General features: G+C 67.4%; 16 protein-coding genes and 1 tRNA gene. 7 read left to right on the top strand and 10 right to left on the bottom strand.

Annotated elements, in window-relative coordinates:
• Positions 1-54: 54 nt before the first annotated feature.
• Positions 55-1,302: a cation diffusion facilitator family transporter gene (locus AW270_RS19680; RefSeq protein ID WP_063819266.1), complete on the bottom strand. Its 1,248-nt coding sequence runs from the start codon at positions 1,300-1,302 to the stop codon at positions 55-57.
• Positions 1,303-1,388: 86 nt separating this feature from the next.
• Here AW270_RS19680 and AW270_RS19675 point away from each other — a divergent pair, with 86 nt between their 5' ends.
• On the top strand, positions 1,389-1,787 hold the full coding sequence (locus AW270_RS19675) for an ArsR/SmtB family transcription factor (RefSeq protein ID WP_245674777.1): 399 nt from the start codon (positions 1,389-1,391) through the stop codon (positions 1,785-1,787).
• Here AW270_RS19675 and AW270_RS19670 read toward each other — a convergent pair.
• Both AW270_RS19670 and AW270_RS19665 read right to left on the bottom strand, forming a co-directional pair.
• Positions 1,774-2,103, bottom strand: coding sequence for a DivIVA domain-containing protein (locus AW270_RS19670; RefSeq protein ID WP_061296415.1), 330 nt, complete (start codon positions 2,101-2,103; stop codon positions 1,774-1,776). The two genes, AW270_RS19675 and AW270_RS19670, sit on opposite strands and share 14 nt — an antisense overlap.
• Complete coding sequence (locus AW270_RS19665; RefSeq protein WP_061296413.1) at positions 2,103-3,200, bottom strand: ZIP family metal transporter; 1,098 nt, start codon at positions 3,198-3,200, stop codon at positions 2,103-2,105. The genes AW270_RS19670 and AW270_RS19665 overlap by 1 nt, the downstream gene beginning before the upstream one ends.
• Before the next feature lie 905 nt (positions 3,201-4,105).
• On the opposite strand from AW270_RS19665, the gene AW270_RS38895 reads away from it, so the two are divergent.
• Complete coding sequence (locus tag AW270_RS38895; RefSeq protein WP_157522268.1) at positions 4,106-4,843, top strand: hypothetical protein; 738 nt, start codon at positions 4,106-4,108, stop codon at positions 4,841-4,843.
• Positions 4,844-4,981: 138 nt separating this feature from the next.
• On the opposite strand, the gene AW270_RS38890 is transcribed toward AW270_RS38895, so the two are convergent.
• The 4 genes from AW270_RS38890 to AW270_RS19650 form a co-directional block, all read right to left on the bottom strand.
• Entirely contained in the window at positions 4,982-5,275 is a 294-nt protein-coding gene (locus AW270_RS38890) for an HAD family hydrolase (RefSeq protein WP_157522265.1), read from the bottom strand.
• Positions 5,276-6,535: 1,260 nt separating this feature from the next.
• A tRNA-Arg gene (locus tag AW270_RS19660) sits at positions 6,536-6,608 on the bottom strand.
• A gap of 108 nt (positions 6,609-6,716) precedes the next feature.
• The gene (locus tag AW270_RS19655; protein ID WP_061296411.1) at positions 6,717-7,061 is read right to left on the bottom strand and encodes a hypothetical protein; all 345 of its coding nucleotides are present in this window, start codon (positions 7,059-7,061) and stop codon (positions 6,717-6,719) included.
• Between the two features lie 39 nt (positions 7,062-7,100).
• Entirely contained in the window at positions 7,101-7,745 is a 645-nt protein-coding gene (locus AW270_RS19650) for a hypothetical protein (protein ID WP_157522259.1), read from the bottom strand.
• Between the two features lie 110 nt (positions 7,746-7,855).
• Here AW270_RS19650 and AW270_RS19645 point away from each other — a divergent pair, with 110 nt between their 5' ends.
• Positions 7,856-8,950 carry a sensor histidine kinase gene (locus AW270_RS19645; RefSeq protein WP_245674776.1) on the top strand — a complete coding sequence of 365 codons (1,095 nt, stop codon included), beginning with the start codon at positions 7,856-7,858 and terminating at the stop codon, positions 8,948-8,950.
• Positions 8,947-9,558, top strand: a complete 612-nt coding sequence (locus AW270_RS19640; protein ID WP_061296404.1) for a response regulator — start codon at positions 8,947-8,949, stop codon at positions 9,556-9,558. Before AW270_RS19645 ends, AW270_RS19640 begins: the two co-directional genes overlap by 4 nt.
• On the opposite strand, the gene AW270_RS42155 is transcribed toward AW270_RS19640, so the two are convergent.
• Complete coding sequence (locus AW270_RS42155; RefSeq protein WP_369408997.1) at positions 9,543-10,340, bottom strand: MaoC/PaaZ C-terminal domain-containing protein; 798 nt, start codon at positions 10,338-10,340, stop codon at positions 9,543-9,545. The two genes, AW270_RS19640 and AW270_RS42155, sit on opposite strands and share 16 nt — an antisense overlap.
• Positions 10,341-10,462: 122 nt before the next feature.
• On the opposite strand from AW270_RS42155, the gene AW270_RS19630 reads away from it, so the two are divergent.
• Both AW270_RS19630 and solA read left to right on the top strand, forming a co-directional pair.
• Positions 10,463-10,936, top strand: coding sequence for a hypothetical protein (locus AW270_RS19630; protein WP_061296402.1), 474 nt, complete (start codon positions 10,463-10,465; stop codon positions 10,934-10,936).
• A gap of 23 nt (positions 10,937-10,959) precedes the next feature.
• On the top strand, positions 10,960-12,054 hold the full coding sequence (solA, locus tag AW270_RS19625; RefSeq protein ID WP_082801680.1) for an N-methyl-L-tryptophan oxidase: 1,095 nt from the start codon (positions 10,960-10,962) through the stop codon (positions 12,052-12,054).
• Here the strand turns inward: solA and AW270_RS19620 are convergent.
• A complete protein-coding gene (locus AW270_RS19620) occupies positions 12,051-12,842 on the bottom strand; it encodes an SDR family NAD(P)-dependent oxidoreductase (RefSeq protein ID WP_061296397.1) in 792 nt (263 codons plus the stop codon). The genes solA and AW270_RS19620 overlap by 4 nt on opposite strands.
• Positions 12,843-12,880: 38 nt before the next feature.
• Positions 12,881-13,477 (bottom strand): TetR/AcrR family transcriptional regulator, encoded by a 597-nt coding sequence (locus AW270_RS19615; RefSeq protein WP_061296394.1) that lies wholly within the window; start codon positions 13,475-13,477, stop codon positions 12,881-12,883.
• A 114-nt stretch (positions 13,478-13,591) separates the two neighbouring features.
• Between AW270_RS19615 and AW270_RS19610 the strand changes: the two genes are divergently transcribed.
• Positions 13,592-14,029 carry an MEKHLA domain-containing protein gene (locus AW270_RS19610; RefSeq protein WP_061296392.1) on the top strand — a complete coding sequence of 146 codons (438 nt, stop codon included), beginning with the start codon at positions 13,592-13,594 and terminating at the stop codon, positions 14,027-14,029.
• Positions 14,030-14,073 lie beyond the last annotated feature (44 nt).

The raw sequence follows: 14,073 nt of genomic DNA, 5'->3' as shown, positions 1-14,073 counted from the left end.
AATTTCTACCTAATGTAGAAGATAGCCGGATCCCAGGTGTGGACGGCATAAAGTTCACGCCGGTTCCAGGCACGCCGCCTCGCGCTTCACCACCAGGCCGAAGCTCAGGAGATCGGACAGCGCGTGCGCCAGCCGCTCGTCGGTGAGCTCGTAACCGGTCACTCTCCCGCGCACCAGCCCGCACCCTTCGAGGCAGGCCAGGTGCGAGGCCACCTCCGCCGGCGTGGTCGTCAGCCGTTCGGCCAGTTCGCCCAGGCTGCGCGAGCCGGTGACCAGGGCGATGAGGATGCGGCGTCGCTCCGGCACGAGCAGGGCGCGGCCCAGGCGGTCCATGCCGCCCTCACGGGCCGCCGGATAGCTGGGGCCGTGGGCCTCGTCGCAGTGCTCCGACTCGTCGGCCAGATCGAGGTCGAGGGTGACGTGCTCGATCCCGAAGCGTTCCCGCAGGAGGCGGCTCAGGTCGCCGCGGACGTCACGCATGTGGGCACCGGCCTCGACGAGTACATGGGCGGACAGGGAGGGGTAGCCGCTGGTCACCGTCCAGACGTGGAGGTCGTGGACCTCGACGACGTGGTCCTGCGCGGCCAGGGCGGAGCCGATGGCGTCGGGGTTCAGGCCCTTGGGGGCGGCCTGGAGGAAGATGCGTCCCGACTCGCGCAGCAGGCCGACGGCGGCCTTGGCCATGAGCAGGGCCACGACCAGGGCGGCCACCGCGTCGGCGCGCTGCCAGCCGGTCAGCCAGACGACCACCCCGGCCACGGCGGTGGCGACGAAGGCGAACATGTCGTTGAGGATGTGCTGGTAGGCGCCCTCGACGTTGAGGCTCTGCCGGTTGGCCTTCGACAGCAGCCACGTGCAGACGGCGTTGACGGCGATCCCGGCCAGCGCGGTGTAGAGGACGAGCGGCCCCTCGACCGGCTGCGGGTCGACGAGCCGGCGGACCCCCTCGTACAGGAAATAGGCCACCAGGACGAGGAAGGTGGCACCGTTGAGCTGGGCCGAGAGGATCTCGGCCCGCTTCCACCCGAAGGTGTACGCCCCCCGTGCGGGCCGGGCGGCGAGCCGCATCGCGATCAGCGCCAGGACGATCGAGCTGGCGTCGGTCAGCATGTGCCCGGCGTCGGAGATCAGGGCCAGCGAGTTGGCCATCAGCCCGACCACCACCTCGCCCGCCATGAAGACGACGAGCAGGACCAGCGCCAGCGTCAGATACCGCCGATCGGCCCCCGGGGCGACGCCGTGCCCGTGGCCATGACCGTGACCGTGACCGTGACCGTGATCGGAAGAGTGGGTGTGGGGCATGGCTCCTGTTTCTGGTCAAATGCGTGACGGGGAAGGACGCCCGGCCTTCACGACGTAAGGTCGGGCGTATGCAAAGCTCCTCACCTGTGCAGCCGACGGATCTCGACAGTTGCGCGGCGAGGGTCGTGGATCCCGAGCGGGTCGCCGCCGTCCGGTCGCGCATGCCGTCGGAGGCCGACCTGGTCGACACGGCCGACATCTTCAGCCTCCTGGGCGACCCCCGCCGTCTCAGCCTCCTGCTCGCCCTGGTGGAGGGCGAGATGTGCGTGTGCGACCTCGCCGTCGTCAGCGGGCTCAGCGAGTCGGCCACCTCACACGCGCTGCGGCTGCTGCGCGCCCACCGGGTCGTGTCCGTGCGCCGCACCGGCCGCATGGCCTACTACCGGCTCGACGACGCCCACGTCCGCATGCTCCTCGACCTGGCCGTCGCCCACACCGAGCACACCGACGCCATCCACCCCGAGCGCGACCTCACCGAGAGCTGAGGATCGCCTGCACGCGGTCCCGATGCCGGTCGACCGCCCGCTGGAGTTCCTGGTGAGCCTCCCGCAGGTCGGCGTCCGGCTCTCCGCCGGGTCGGGCCAGCCGGGCGCGCAGCTCCCCGTTCTCCCGCAGGAGCGCGCCGACCGCGGCTTCGGCCCTGGCCATGAAGTCGTCGACCTCACGCGGGTTGTAGCCGACCCTGAACCGGACCGTCGTGAAGATCGTGTGATGGATCTCCGCCGGGGTGAGAGCGCCCCCTTCGAACATGCCGGGGCCGAGGTGCGGGATCACCTCGTGGTCGTGTCCCATGAACGTCATCACCTTCTGATCGGATCGAGCCGGGTGAGCAGGTACCGCCGTTGCTCGGTGTCGAGGTCGCCGATGTGCGTGCCCCCGCCGATGCGGCCACGCCGCAGCAGGGCCACGACCGCCTGCGGCTCGTAACCGGGCAGGGCCTGGAGCAGCCAGCCGATGTGCGTGCTGACCGTCACGACGTCGGTCCCGTCGAGGATCTGCCGGAACCTGATCCGGCCCTCGGCGAACGCGCTCCGCAGATCGCCCCGCGTGGCCGGCACGAACGGCGTCGGCGTGGGTTTCGCCACCACGGGCGGCGCGGGACGCTCCCCGGGCTCCACCAGACGCGGCACCCCGAAGACGAGGCCGACGGCCACCGCGACCACGGCGGCGCCCCCCAGCCACTCACGCGGCGTCAGCCTCCGGGTCGAACGGGCCAGCCTGACCCCGACGATCGCCGTCCGGAGCAGGATCCCCGCGATCAGCCCGAGCAGCAGCGGCACCGCCTGCTCGGGCAGGGCCACGACCTCGGCGGTGAGCACCCCCGCGACCGGACTGAGGCACGACAGCGCCAGCCACGGCATCAGCGGCCGTCCCGCCACGTCGATCATCGCCGCCAGCGCCATCCCCTCACTCGCGGAGTGCACCATCAGCGCGACGATCACGACCAGGGACGCGGCGAGCGCCAGGGTGGCCCCCTCGACCACCCGGTGCGCCGACAGGGCGACAGCCGTCCCGACCCCACCGGCCAGCGCCGCACCCACCCGTGGCCGGTGGAACCCCGGCGCGTGCCGGAGCCCCACCTCGTGGCCGTGGCCGTGCCCGCACCCGTTCCGGGTGAAGTAGGCGATCACCAGAAACCCGAAGAGCCCGGCCCCGGCCACCCACCAGAGGGGAACCCCCGACTCCAGGGCCTCCTCGTAGGCGTCGGGCAGGAGGTCGGCCAGGGCGGTCACCAACATGAGAGCCGAGGCCACCCCGAGCACGACACTGATCCGCCCGGCGTTCCGCCGCGCCGCCCACGCCCCCGCCACCGTGCTCAGCGCGACGAGCGGGACGGCCACCCACACCGTCCAGTCCTGCGGACCGCCGGTGGCGTGGGCGATCTGGAAAGAGAGCATGTCGCGGCCCTTTCGCGAAGCGTGTTCCTCGGTCGATCAAGCCGTGGGGGACTAGTGCTCGTGGGGGTGGTCGTCGTCGTGACACTCCGTGTCGGCCGGGTGCTCCGGCTCGACGCAGTCGTCGTCTTCGGGATGCTGGTGTTGCTTGCTCATGGGTGTTCCCTTCACCGATTATTACGGAGCGTCATCTCCGCGTGACGGACAGTCAAACACATGAGCAGATGTTCAGAGGTCAGAACCGCTTTCTTGGACGGCCGCACATATGGGGCCTGAAGACCGATGGACGGCGGAAAGGGACAGGTTCACGCCTCGGCCGGCGTGGTCGGCTTCTCGAGGGGTCCGCCACGCTCGTCGCCGGTTCTCTGGTCCTGGCGTCGGATGGGGACACAGCCGGTACCAGCCGGTCGCCAGACAACTTTGTCGTTAGACAACACAGAAGCCCAAGTCGGCTGATGCCTGCCTGGGCTTCTACGCAGTGCAGCCGGAGGTACTCGAAACCCCAACCTTCTGATCCGCAGGGAGAGAGCTACCGCAGTAACCAGCCCAGAATGCTCGCATCGGACCCTTTCGACGCCGCCATGGGGACGCATTGAAGGATCGATCATGTTGCTGAAAGGTGGCAACCGGAGGCAACCGGCTCCGCACCGGCGGCCAGCAAAATATGTTTTGGCGGACCAGCGCTCCGCTACACATAAACGATCAAGCTGTGACCTGCGAGCAGCAGTCCCAAGCTCTAAGTATCTGAGAAGTTTCATCCCTACTGGAACGTCCTGTAAGACCGTAGGCGTTATGCGCCTACGAGAGGCTTCGCAGTGAGTATGTCCAAGAGATTGGCAGGGATGATGATTGTGAGACCGCCACAACCTCGCAAGGCACGGGCGATCCGAAAGGCCGACCCGCGCCCAATGGCGTCCGCAGTCAAGCGAAGTTCGAGCCAACGAGTCAGACATTCAGCAACAAAATTCACAACGGGCAAGAAACGCATCCAATCGGGCATCAAATTCTTATTTGTAGCCGTTGGCACCTTTCTTGCCGGGATCGGGACTATCGCTGCGGTGATAATCGCTAATCAGCAAGCAAACCTAGCTCGGAGCCAACTCGCCGATGAGCGCAGAGCGCGCACAGAGGAGCGCAAAACCGAAAGCGAGCGGGAGGCTGAGGCATTCGCTCGCCGCATCAGCGTTATGGAAATCGAAACAGATGAAGCGCTAACTCCCTACAAAATCCCCGGCCTCTCCTGGTCTTACCACCAACTTGTAATAGGAAAGAAGTTAGTGGTGCGCAATTCAAACGGAATTCCTGCATTATTCTCCGCGAATTACGGCTGGGAAATTGGGCAAGAAGGAGCGCCCGATTACAGCATATCATTGACTTACGATATCTTAATTGGGGCCTGCCAAGAATGGGAGATTCCGTTGTTGCTACATTTGACTCGGAAGCAGCTAGACCGGGTCACCTCACTCGGAGCATCGTTCGAGTGGTTCGTATCTAATGACTCCGATGCCTGGAAGATCGATAGCTGGAACAGCCGCCCCTACAGGATGCCCAAAAACCCGCCGGAGTTAGCGATGCCTCGCGATGGCATTGCTTTGGATAGACCTAGTAAAGTGCGCCATCTTACTAGTTGCGCAGATCCAGGATGATCGGATTATGACGTATTTCCATGGACGTCCATAGAAATATGGACGTCCACGAGAGTACGCCAACGTCCGTAGCGATTGTCACGCAGTTCGTCACTCACTCTCTCCACTTCTGATGTGCAAAGAAAGGTGTGCGTCGGACTACGCCAGGGAAGCCGCCAACTCCCGCATGTCGGTCACGATGTAGTCGGCCCCTGCGCCGGCCAAACGCTTGACCTTCTCCGGCCTATTGGCGAAGCCGACTGCAACGACTCCCAAGGGGCCACATCCATGGTCTCCAACCAGCATCTTGGAAGAAGGGTCAGCGCCAAGGTAGCTGAGCGCCTGATCGAGAAGGTGCGGACTGGGTTTCATGAGTGAAGGGTCCGCCGCTGAGCGCGCCGAGATGTAGCTCACGTGGCCGGTGAGGTCTTCTCGCTCCAGGAATGCAGTCACAGCAGCCACCGAGTTATTGCTGACGATCGTATGGACATCCCGTGGCGGCGCGCGTTCCGCATGAGGTCAGATGCACCGGGCGTCAAACGTGCCGTCTAGCTTGCTTCGCCCACTACCTGAGCAAGGGTTTCCAACGCGAGCACATTTAATCTGTCGCCGAGTGAGGCGCCGAACTTGAACACTTCCAGCGGCTCATCCATGTCATGGACTTCTCTCGGAAGTTCTGCGCCCGATTCTTCCAGCGCAACTCGGATTCTTGCCGCAACTTCGGGCGCCGTCAGTCCTACGAATATTTCGCAAATCGGGCCGTCAAGTCGAGTAGGAGATATTTCACCTTACTCATCACGGCCTACAAGGATTTAGCAGCCAAATTTTCCATTACCCAGTCTCACGTGCTACATCGTCCAACACAGCGTCGAACCATGAGGCCGACTACTGCACGAATAGCGCACCGACGGAATCCGGTCCGTCACTTATGGCGAAGTGAAACAGCTCGGTATGCTGCTCGCTGCCGATGGTTCTCAAAGGCCGAGCGGCAGACTGTTGATGCCGTTCTTTGCCACGCTCTATTTCGCCGGCCTCCGTCCCGAGGAAGCTGTTAATCTTCGAGAAAGCGAAACTACCCTTCCCGAGGCGACGACAGATGGGGAGAGTTCTATCTGACTGGCGCCACGCGGTAAGCCGGAAGAGAGTGGACGGATCCCGGCGATCAGCACGATAAACGCGGATTCAAGCACCGTCCCGAGGAGGAAACGCGACCAGTACCGATTCCGCCCGAGCTTATGGCCATTCTCCGGCAGCACCTCAAGGAGAATGGCACCGGCCCTGATGGCCGGATCTTCCATGGCGCACAGGGCGACGTGCTCGCCAAGAGCACGGTCCTGCGAGTCTGAAGGCGAGCACGGCGAGACGGCCCTGAGTGCGGAAGAACACGCTTCCCCTCTGGCGCAGCGTCGCTACAACCTGCGGCATGCCTGCCTGTCCACCTGGCTCAACGCCGCCGTCCCTCCTAAGAAGGTCGCCGAGTGGGCAGGCAACAGCGTGGAAGTCCTCCACCGAACGTACGAGAAGTGCCTCGTGGGCGACGGCGAGGCCGCCAAGCGGAGAACCGGGCGCGTCTTGGGCTCCGAAGCGTGGGGACGCATTGGGGACGACGAGCCGCCGCGCCTCGTCGACAGCCAGGGCCAGCCGGACACCAACACTTGATCGATCATGCAAAAGGCCCAGGTCATCGGCGTGATGACCTGGGCCTTCGTGCAGTGCAGCCGGAGGTACTCGAAACCCCAACCTTCTGATCCGTAGTCAGATGCTCTATCCATTGAGCTACGGCTGCTTGCAGAGATAAGCATAGCGGGTCCCGGGCCCTACTCCGAACCGGTTACCCCAAGACACACCTCCTCCAACTCCCGGGCAAGGTTCCCCACCCCCCGCATACCCCTCATCACCGCCGGTTAGGAACCGACATAACCGCACAGATCAGGGGCCTAATGTGCTGAACCTGGGCATCCTCGCCATCGTCATCCTGCTCGCCACGACAACGATCATGCATCGCAGAAAACGGAGACGCGCCGAGGAGGCGGAGCATCTGCTGGTCGAACGGATCAACGGCGTGCTGGGGGCCGACCACCGCAGTCTGGCCGATCCCATGGATCTGCTCCAGCGGAGCAAGCAGGCGGGGCTGACCACGCGGCTGCACATCCAGGGGCCCGCGCGTGACCTGCCCCGGGAGGTCGATCTGGCCGGTTACCGGATCGTCCAGGAGGCGCTGACCAGCGCACTCGAACACGGCACCACCTCGGCCACCGTCATCATCTCCTATCTGCCGTCAGCGATCACGCTGACCATCGACAGTCCGATCGGGGTCCGGCCGTCCCGGCGGTCCGGGGTCCGGCTCATGCGGGCTCGGGCCACTCCTCTGGGCGGGAGCGTCCACGCCGGTCCGCACATGGGGGGATGGCGGGTCAGCGTCCGGCTTCCTACCGAACTGACGCCCCACTGAGTCGGCGACCGGCCAGATCAGGGCGATCAGGGGGACTTTCAGGGCGTTGAGCATGAAACCGGTGAGGGCGGCGGTCCTCGACGGGTCGCCGACCATGACGACGGCCGCGAAGAGCAGCAGGCACATGATCGTGTACGCCCCGGCGATCCTGAACCACAGCGCCCACTCGCCGAGCGACTTCGGCGGCTTCTTGAAGCCGCGGGCGACGAACTCGTCGGCCCATTTGATGGTCCGGTGGCCGAAGACGACCGAATAGGCGATGTACGCGCCGGCCAGGCCGTGCTGCCAGGTCGCGACGGTGCCCGAGCGCATGTCGATCACGGCGGCGACGAGCAGCACGACGTCGAGGACCGGGGTCAGGGCCAGGAGAGCCCAGCTGGTGCGGCGCAGGCGCAAGCCGTACCGGACGGAGAGACCGGCGGCGAGCAGGATCCAGAAGCCGGCCTCGACCGCGATGATCAACCACAGCATGAGATCCATGCTGGTGGCGGCGGGAGGCGCGGACCTCCCCGCTGGGAACGAAGTTCAGTACATCGAACGATGTATGCCCATTTCAGGTGGCCCGTGGTGAGATGAAACCCATGACCCCCACCCGGCAGGACGCTCTCATGGCTTTGGCGGCCTTCGGGGTCGGGGTCGTCCTGCTCGTCGCGGGGGCCCGTGAGGTCAAGCCGGGCGTGCCGCTGGAGCTGTTCCTCGTTCCGCTCGCGGTCACCTGTACCGGTGTGGCGATCCGCCGGAGGAGGCCGGTGACGGCGTTCGTCATCGGGGTGGCGGCGCTGGCGGCCGACGCGACGATCGGGCCCTCGCTCGGCACGGCCGTCGTGTTCACCGACAACATCTACGCCGCCTGCCTCTACGGGCCCCGGAAGCTGCTGACCGTCCTGCTGCGCGTCGGCCCGGTGTGGGCGCTGGCCATGGGCGTCGCGGCGGGGCTGCACAACCACGATTGGGGGTGGGGGGCGGTCATCGCCTTCCAGGGCGGACTGATCATCGTCATGCCGGTCACCACCGCCGCGATTATCCGCAACCACCGCGACCACGCCCGGCAGGCCACGCTGATGGCCGAACTCGACCGGAAGGCCGCGATCACCGCCGAACGCACCCGGATGGCCAGGGAACTCCACGATCTGGTCGCGAACCATTTCAGCGCGATCGCCATCCAGTCGAGCGCCGTGCTGTCGAGAACCGATCTGGACGCGAGATCCGTCCAGGAGATCATGGCGTCGATCCGGGAGAACAGCGTCCAGGGCATGGCGGAGATGCGCGGCATGATCGGGCTGCTCCGGGCCGAAGGCGAGGCCGAGACGCTCCGACCGAGCCTGTCGGAGGTCGGCGACCTGGTGAAACGGTCGGGCATGACCGCGAAGGTCGACGTCCGGGGCACGCCGAGGGATCTCCCGCCGGCGGTCGACCTGGCCGCCTACCGCATCGTCCAGGAGTCGCTGACGAACGCGCTCAAACACGGCGCCGCGCCCGTCTCCATCGCGATCGACTATCGTCCGGACGAACTGGCCCTGACCATCGACAATCCGGTCACCGACCGGCCCCGGGAGCTGCCGGGCGCGCGGGCCGGGCTGATCGGCATGCGGGAGCGGGCCGGACTGCTCGGCGGCACGTTCGAGGCGGGGCCGTGTGAGCGCGGCTGGCGGGTCAGCGCCGTCCTGGCGACATGATCACGGTCTTGATCGCCGACGACCACGCGGCGGTGCGCGCGGGCATCCGCCTGGTCCTGGAAGGCGCCAGCGACCTGCGGATCGTCGGCGAGGCCGGGGACGGCCGGGCGGCGGTGGCCCTGGCCCAGGAGCTGCGCCCCGACGTGGTGATCATGGACATCCGGATGCCGAGACTCGACGGCATCGCCGCCACCCGGCAGCTCGCCGGGCAGACGGAGATCCTCATCCTCACCACGTTCGACCTGGACGAATATGTCTTCGGCGCGCTGCGGGCGGGCGCCGCCGGGTTCCTGCTGAAGAACACAGACGCCGCCACGCTCGTGCAGGCGGTCCGGCTGGTCGCGGCCGGCGACGGGCTGATCTCCCCGCAGGTGACCAGGAAGCTCATCTCGGCCTTCGCCCGGACGAGGACCGCCACCGCCCCCGACAACCTCACCGCCCGCGAACGGGACGTCCTCCACTGCCTCGGCCGGGGGCTGTCGAACGCGGAGATCGCCCGGGAACTCGACATCGCGGAACCGACCGCGAAGACCCACGTCAGCCGGGTGCTGGCCAAACTCGGCCTGCAGAGCAGGGCCCAGGCCGCCGCCTACTACGCCGGGATGTAGAGGATGAGCTGCTCGGCGACGCAGGCCGGTTTCGCCACGCCGTCGACCTCGATGGTCATCTTGAGGGTGCCCAGCACGCCCTGGGCGGTGTCGGTGAGATCGGCGATCTCGCCCCCGGCCCGGATGCGCGCCCCCACCGGGACCGGCGCGGGGAACCGGACCTTGTTGAGCCCGTAGTTGATCCCCATGGCCAGCCCGTCGACCCTGATGAGCTCGCCCATCATCACCGGCAGCATCGACAGGGACAGGAACCCGTGGGCGATCGTCCCGCCGAAGGGGCCCGTCGCGGCGCGCTCGGCGTCGACGTGGATCCACTGGTGGTCGCCGGTGGCGTCGGCGAACAGGTCGACCTGTTCCTGGGTGACGGCCCGCCACTCGGTGAAGCCGAGATGCGTGCCGTGAGCGGCTTTGAGCTCGGAGAGGTTCGAGAAGATCCGCATGATTCGAACTTTATTCTGGCCCCACTCAGGTGTCGAGGTAGAGGCAGAAGGGATGCCCGGCCGGGTCGAGCATGACCCTGACGTCGCCCTGGCCAACTCCTCGTCCAGGCCGGTGACGCCCACGTCCACGTGGAGCATCATCTGCTGGGCTCCGGGCGTGTCAGGCCAGGTCGGAGGCTGGTAGTCGGGGGAGGTCTGGAAGGCGATGTACGACGTGCCCTCCCCCGGGTGGACGGCCTCGCCGTCGTTGACCAGTTCCCAGCCGAGGAGGGCGGCGTAGAAGCGGGCGAGCTCTCGCGCGTCCGGGGCGTCCAGGACGACGCCCCACCAACCCGTCAGCATGATGTGAAACGTACACGCGCGAGAACGGCTTTTGCCCGGTCGGACAGCCGGTTGCCTGGACGGCGTGGCGGCCGAAATCTACCCTCCGGGCCTCGGCAATTCCGACCCGGATGAGGTGTGAATTGATCACGCACTCGAAATGGCGGTCATCGATCGCCGCCGTCGTCGCCGCGCTGGCGCTCATCGTCCTGCCGGCCTCCCCCGCCCACGCCACCTACGGCCCCGACCAGCCGGTCTGGGTCCAGCTGACCGCGACCGGCACCGGTCAGTACCTGGCCCTGCTTCAGGGCACGGTCGCGTTCGACGACGGCAACACGAACTACCGCTACACGCTCAGCCTGTGCTGGCAGAGCGGCGCGTACCCGCAGCCCTCCTTCCTCATCAACGTCAACGGGACGACGACCCAGTCGCCCGTCTACACGGGGATGAGCTCCGCTCCCGGCTGTCAGTTCGTCTACAACTACAGCGCTGACGTCAATTTCGGCAGCACTGTCCGGAACGTGCGCTTCGACGTGACGGGTGGTTGGTTCGCGTCCAACGGCCAGTACATGATGCGGACCAAGAGCAGCGGGACGTACGATAATCCATACAATTAAGGTAGGCAATAAAGGGAGTCGCCGTGGCCGGCCATGAAGTGGATGTCGTCGTCGTGGGTGGCGGCGGCATGGGGTCGGCCGCGGCGTGGCGGCTGGCCGGGCGCGGCGCGGACGTGGTGCTGCTGGAGCGGTTCGAGCCTGGCCATGTGCGCGGCGCCTCCCACGGCGCCTCCCGGATCTTCCGGGTCTCCTACGGCGAGCCCGTCTACATCCGGCTCGCCCAGGAGGCCCACGGACTGTGGCGGGAGCTGGAGGCCGAATCGGGCGTTCCGCTGCTCACCGTCACCGGCAGCGTCAACCACGGCCGAACCCCCGACCTGGACGTCCTCGCCGACGCCGTCGAGGCGGCCGGGGTGCCGGGCCAGTGGCTGGCCGCCGAGGAGGCCGCCGAACGCTGGCCCGGTCTGCGCTACGAGGGCAAGGTCTTCTTCCACCCGGCGAGCGGCCGGCTGCACGCCGACCACGCCGTCGCCGCGCTCCAGGAGCGCGCCGCCGCGCTGGGGGCCGTGGTCCGGCACCGCACGCCGGTCGTCTCGATCACCGTCAAAGGCGACGATGCGGTGGACGTCCACACCGGCGACGACGTCTACCACGCCAGACGCGTCGTGGTCGCGGCCGGCGCGTGGACCGAGAAACTGCTCGGCGGCCTGATGACCCTGCCCCCGCTGCGGGTCACCCAGGAACAGCCCGCCCATTTCACCCCACTGCGCGCCGACGACGCGTGGCCCAGCTTCGCCCACCATCGTGACGGCGAGTTCGGCGTGTACGGCCTGGCCACCCCCGGCGAGGGGATCAAGATCGGCTTCCACGGCATCGGCCCGGTGGTCGACCCCGACGAACGCGACTTCCGGCCCGAACCGCGCCAGTTGGAGACCCTGCGCGACTACGCGCGCGAGTGGCTGCCGGGGGTCGACCCCGATGCGTACACCCCGATCAGTTGCACCTACACGACCACGCCAACCTCGGATTTCGCGCTCGACCGGGTCGGTCCGATCGTGGTGGCGGCGGGTTTCTCGGGGCACGGGTTCAAGTTCGTCCCGGCGGTGGGCCGGGTGCTCGCCGATCTCGCGCTGACCGGCGAGCGCCCCGACGCCCGGTTCAGGCTGCCCGCCTTCTAGAAGGCGGACCGGACGGTGCCCCCGTCGACGCGGATGGTGGCCCCGCTGACGTAGTCGGCGTATCCGCTGCACAGATAGGCGACCGCCCCCGCGATCTCCGCCGGCCGGCCGAAGCGGCCCACGTCGTTGGGCACCCAGTCGCGCGAGGCGGCCCTCTCGATCTCCTCCCAGGTGCCCGACCAGCCGCGCGCGGGCGCGACGCGGGTGACGAGATCCTGCACCGAATCGACCAGGATCGCGCCGGGAGACACGACGTTCGAGGTCACGCCGGTCTCCTTCAGCTCCCGGGCCAGCGACACCGCGAGGTTGTGCCGCGCGGCGAGCCCCGCGTTGTAGTGGGGCTGGGTGTCCATCGGCTGCGAGGCCAGCCCCCCGCCGATCTGCACCACCCGCCCCCAGCCCCGCTCCCGCATGCCCGGCACCAGGCGCCGGATCATGCGCACCGCGGACAGGACGTTGACGTTGTAGTTCTCCGCCCACACGTCAGGAGTGGCCTCGGGCCAGGAGAGATGGTCGTACACACCGGCGTTGTTGACGAGGATGTCGACCGGCCCGGCCGCCCGGGCGACCGCGTCCGCCCCCTCGTCGGTGCCGAGGTCACCGACCGCGACGGTGGCGCTTCCCCCGTCTGTACGAATAGAGTCCGCCACCGCCTTCGCGCGCCCGGCGTCCCGGCCGTTCACGATGACGTCGGCCCCCTCCTCGGCGAGGAGGCGGGCGATGGCCGCCCCGAGCCCGGCGGTCGATCCGGTGACGAGGGCGCGGCGGCCTTGGAGATTGAGGTCCATCGATGTCTCTTCCTTGGGTGAGTCGGTTCTTCTCGGGCTCAGTCGGGACGACCTAAGCCGTGCACCCAGTCAGGAACGAGATCGACGAGCCTGGTGAGCAGTTCGTCGCGCGAGGAGTCGAGCTCACCCAGCATCCAGGCCACCACCACGGCCGCCACCCCCGAGCCGAGCATCACCGCGGTGATCTCCCGCTCGGCCTCGGCCCGCTCGGGGGCGGTGCGGGCGAGATAGCCGGTCAGGTTGGCCCTCACCCGTTCGGCGAACAGCACCCGGGCGTCACCTCCGGCAGCCGAGGTGAACACGGCGACCAGGTCGGGCCGCTGGGCGTCGACCTGGTCGACGATCCGCCCGAGCACCAGGCGCGAGGCCTCCCGGCCGGAGAACTCGCCGGTGGCACGGGCCCGGATGTCGTCGAGGGAGATCTCGACGAGAGCCTGCTCCAGAACGTAAAGGGCCAGCTCACTCGTGGTGTCGAAGTGGGCGTAGAACGACGACCGGTTCAGCCCCGCCTCGGCGACGATGGCGCTGACCGACACCGGCACGGAGTCCCTGCCGGTGAGGGCGGTGAACGCCTGCGCCAGCCTCAGCCGCGTGCGAGCGGCACGCGGGTCGGCGGTACGGGGACGAGAGGACATGCCCCCAAGCTAGCCCCAAAACCGCCACTTCGCCAACAAATGTCGGAGAAGTCACCTCCAGCGGATGCCCTACCCTTCCTGACGGACAACCGGCGACAGAGAACGGCCTTCCGCGTGAAACCAGAGTTCTTCGACCTGCTGACCAGCAACCACCTCCGCCTCGTCGGCACTCCACTCGGAGGCCCGGAGGTCACGGCGAGATGGCTGCACGAGGACGCGCCCTTCTGCGTGCTCGCCCACGACGCGACGGACGACCCGCGCTTCACCTACGCGAACCTCACAGCCCAGCGCTGCTTCGAATACGACTGGGACGAACTCGTCGGCATGCCCTCCCGGCTCTCGGCGGAGCCGGACAGGCGGGAGGACCGGCAGCTCCTCATCGACGCGGTGCACCGGAACGGCTTCGCCACGGGCTACCGGGGCCTGCGCATCGCCAAGTCGGGGCGCCGGTTCTGGATCGAGGACGTGACGATGTGGAACCTGATCGAGGGCGGACGGCTGGTGGGCCAGGCCGCGACGTACCGGAGCTGGCGGGACGCGGATCAGCCATGACGCGACATCTCTGCTCGCCGATCTCGCGCTGACCCACGAGCGCC

This window comes from Herbidospora cretacea, from assembly GCF_001570605.1.
Classification (GTDB): domain Bacteria; phylum Actinomycetota; class Actinomycetes; order Streptosporangiales; family Streptosporangiaceae; genus Herbidospora; species Herbidospora cretacea.
This window is presented reverse-complemented; position numbering and strand designations above follow the sequence as displayed.

Bases quoted from the DNA above. Each gene is read 5' to 3' on its own strand.
- AW270_RS19645 (WP_245674776.1), top strand. From the start codon at position 7,856: ATGACCCCCACCCGGCAGGACGCTCTCATGGCTTTGGCGGCCTTCGGG.
- AW270_RS38895 (WP_157522268.1), top strand. From the start codon at position 4,106: ATGGCGTCCGCAGTCAAGCGAAGTTCGAGCCAACGAGTCAGACATTCA.
- AW270_RS19650 (WP_157522259.1), bottom strand. From the start codon at position 7,745: ATGCTGTGGTTGATCATCGCGGTCGAGGCCGGCTTCTGGATCCTGCTC.
- AW270_RS19680 (WP_063819266.1), bottom strand. From the start codon at position 1,302: ATGCCCCACACCCACTCTTCCGATCACGGTCACGGTCACGGTCACGGT.
- AW270_RS42155 (WP_369408997.1), bottom strand. From the start codon at position 10,340: ATGCTGACGGGTTGGTGGGGCGTCGTCCTGGACGCCCCGGACGCGCGA.
- AW270_RS19620 (WP_061296397.1), bottom strand. From the start codon at position 12,842: ATGGACCTCAATCTCCAAGGCCGCCGCGCCCTCGTCACCGGATCGACC.
- AW270_RS19615 (WP_061296394.1), bottom strand. From the start codon at position 13,477: ATGTCCTCTCGTCCCCGTACCGCCGACCCGCGTGCCGCTCGCACGCGG.
- AW270_RS19665 (WP_061296413.1), bottom strand. From the start codon at position 3,200: ATGCTCTCTTTCCAGATCGCCCACGCCACCGGCGGTCCGCAGGACTGG.
- AW270_RS19640 (WP_061296404.1), top strand. From the start codon at position 8,947: ATGATCACGGTCTTGATCGCCGACGACCACGCGGCGGTGCGCGCGGGC.
- AW270_RS19670 (WP_061296415.1), bottom strand. From the start codon at position 2,103: ATGACGTTCATGGGACACGACCACGAGGTGATCCCGCACCTCGGCCCC.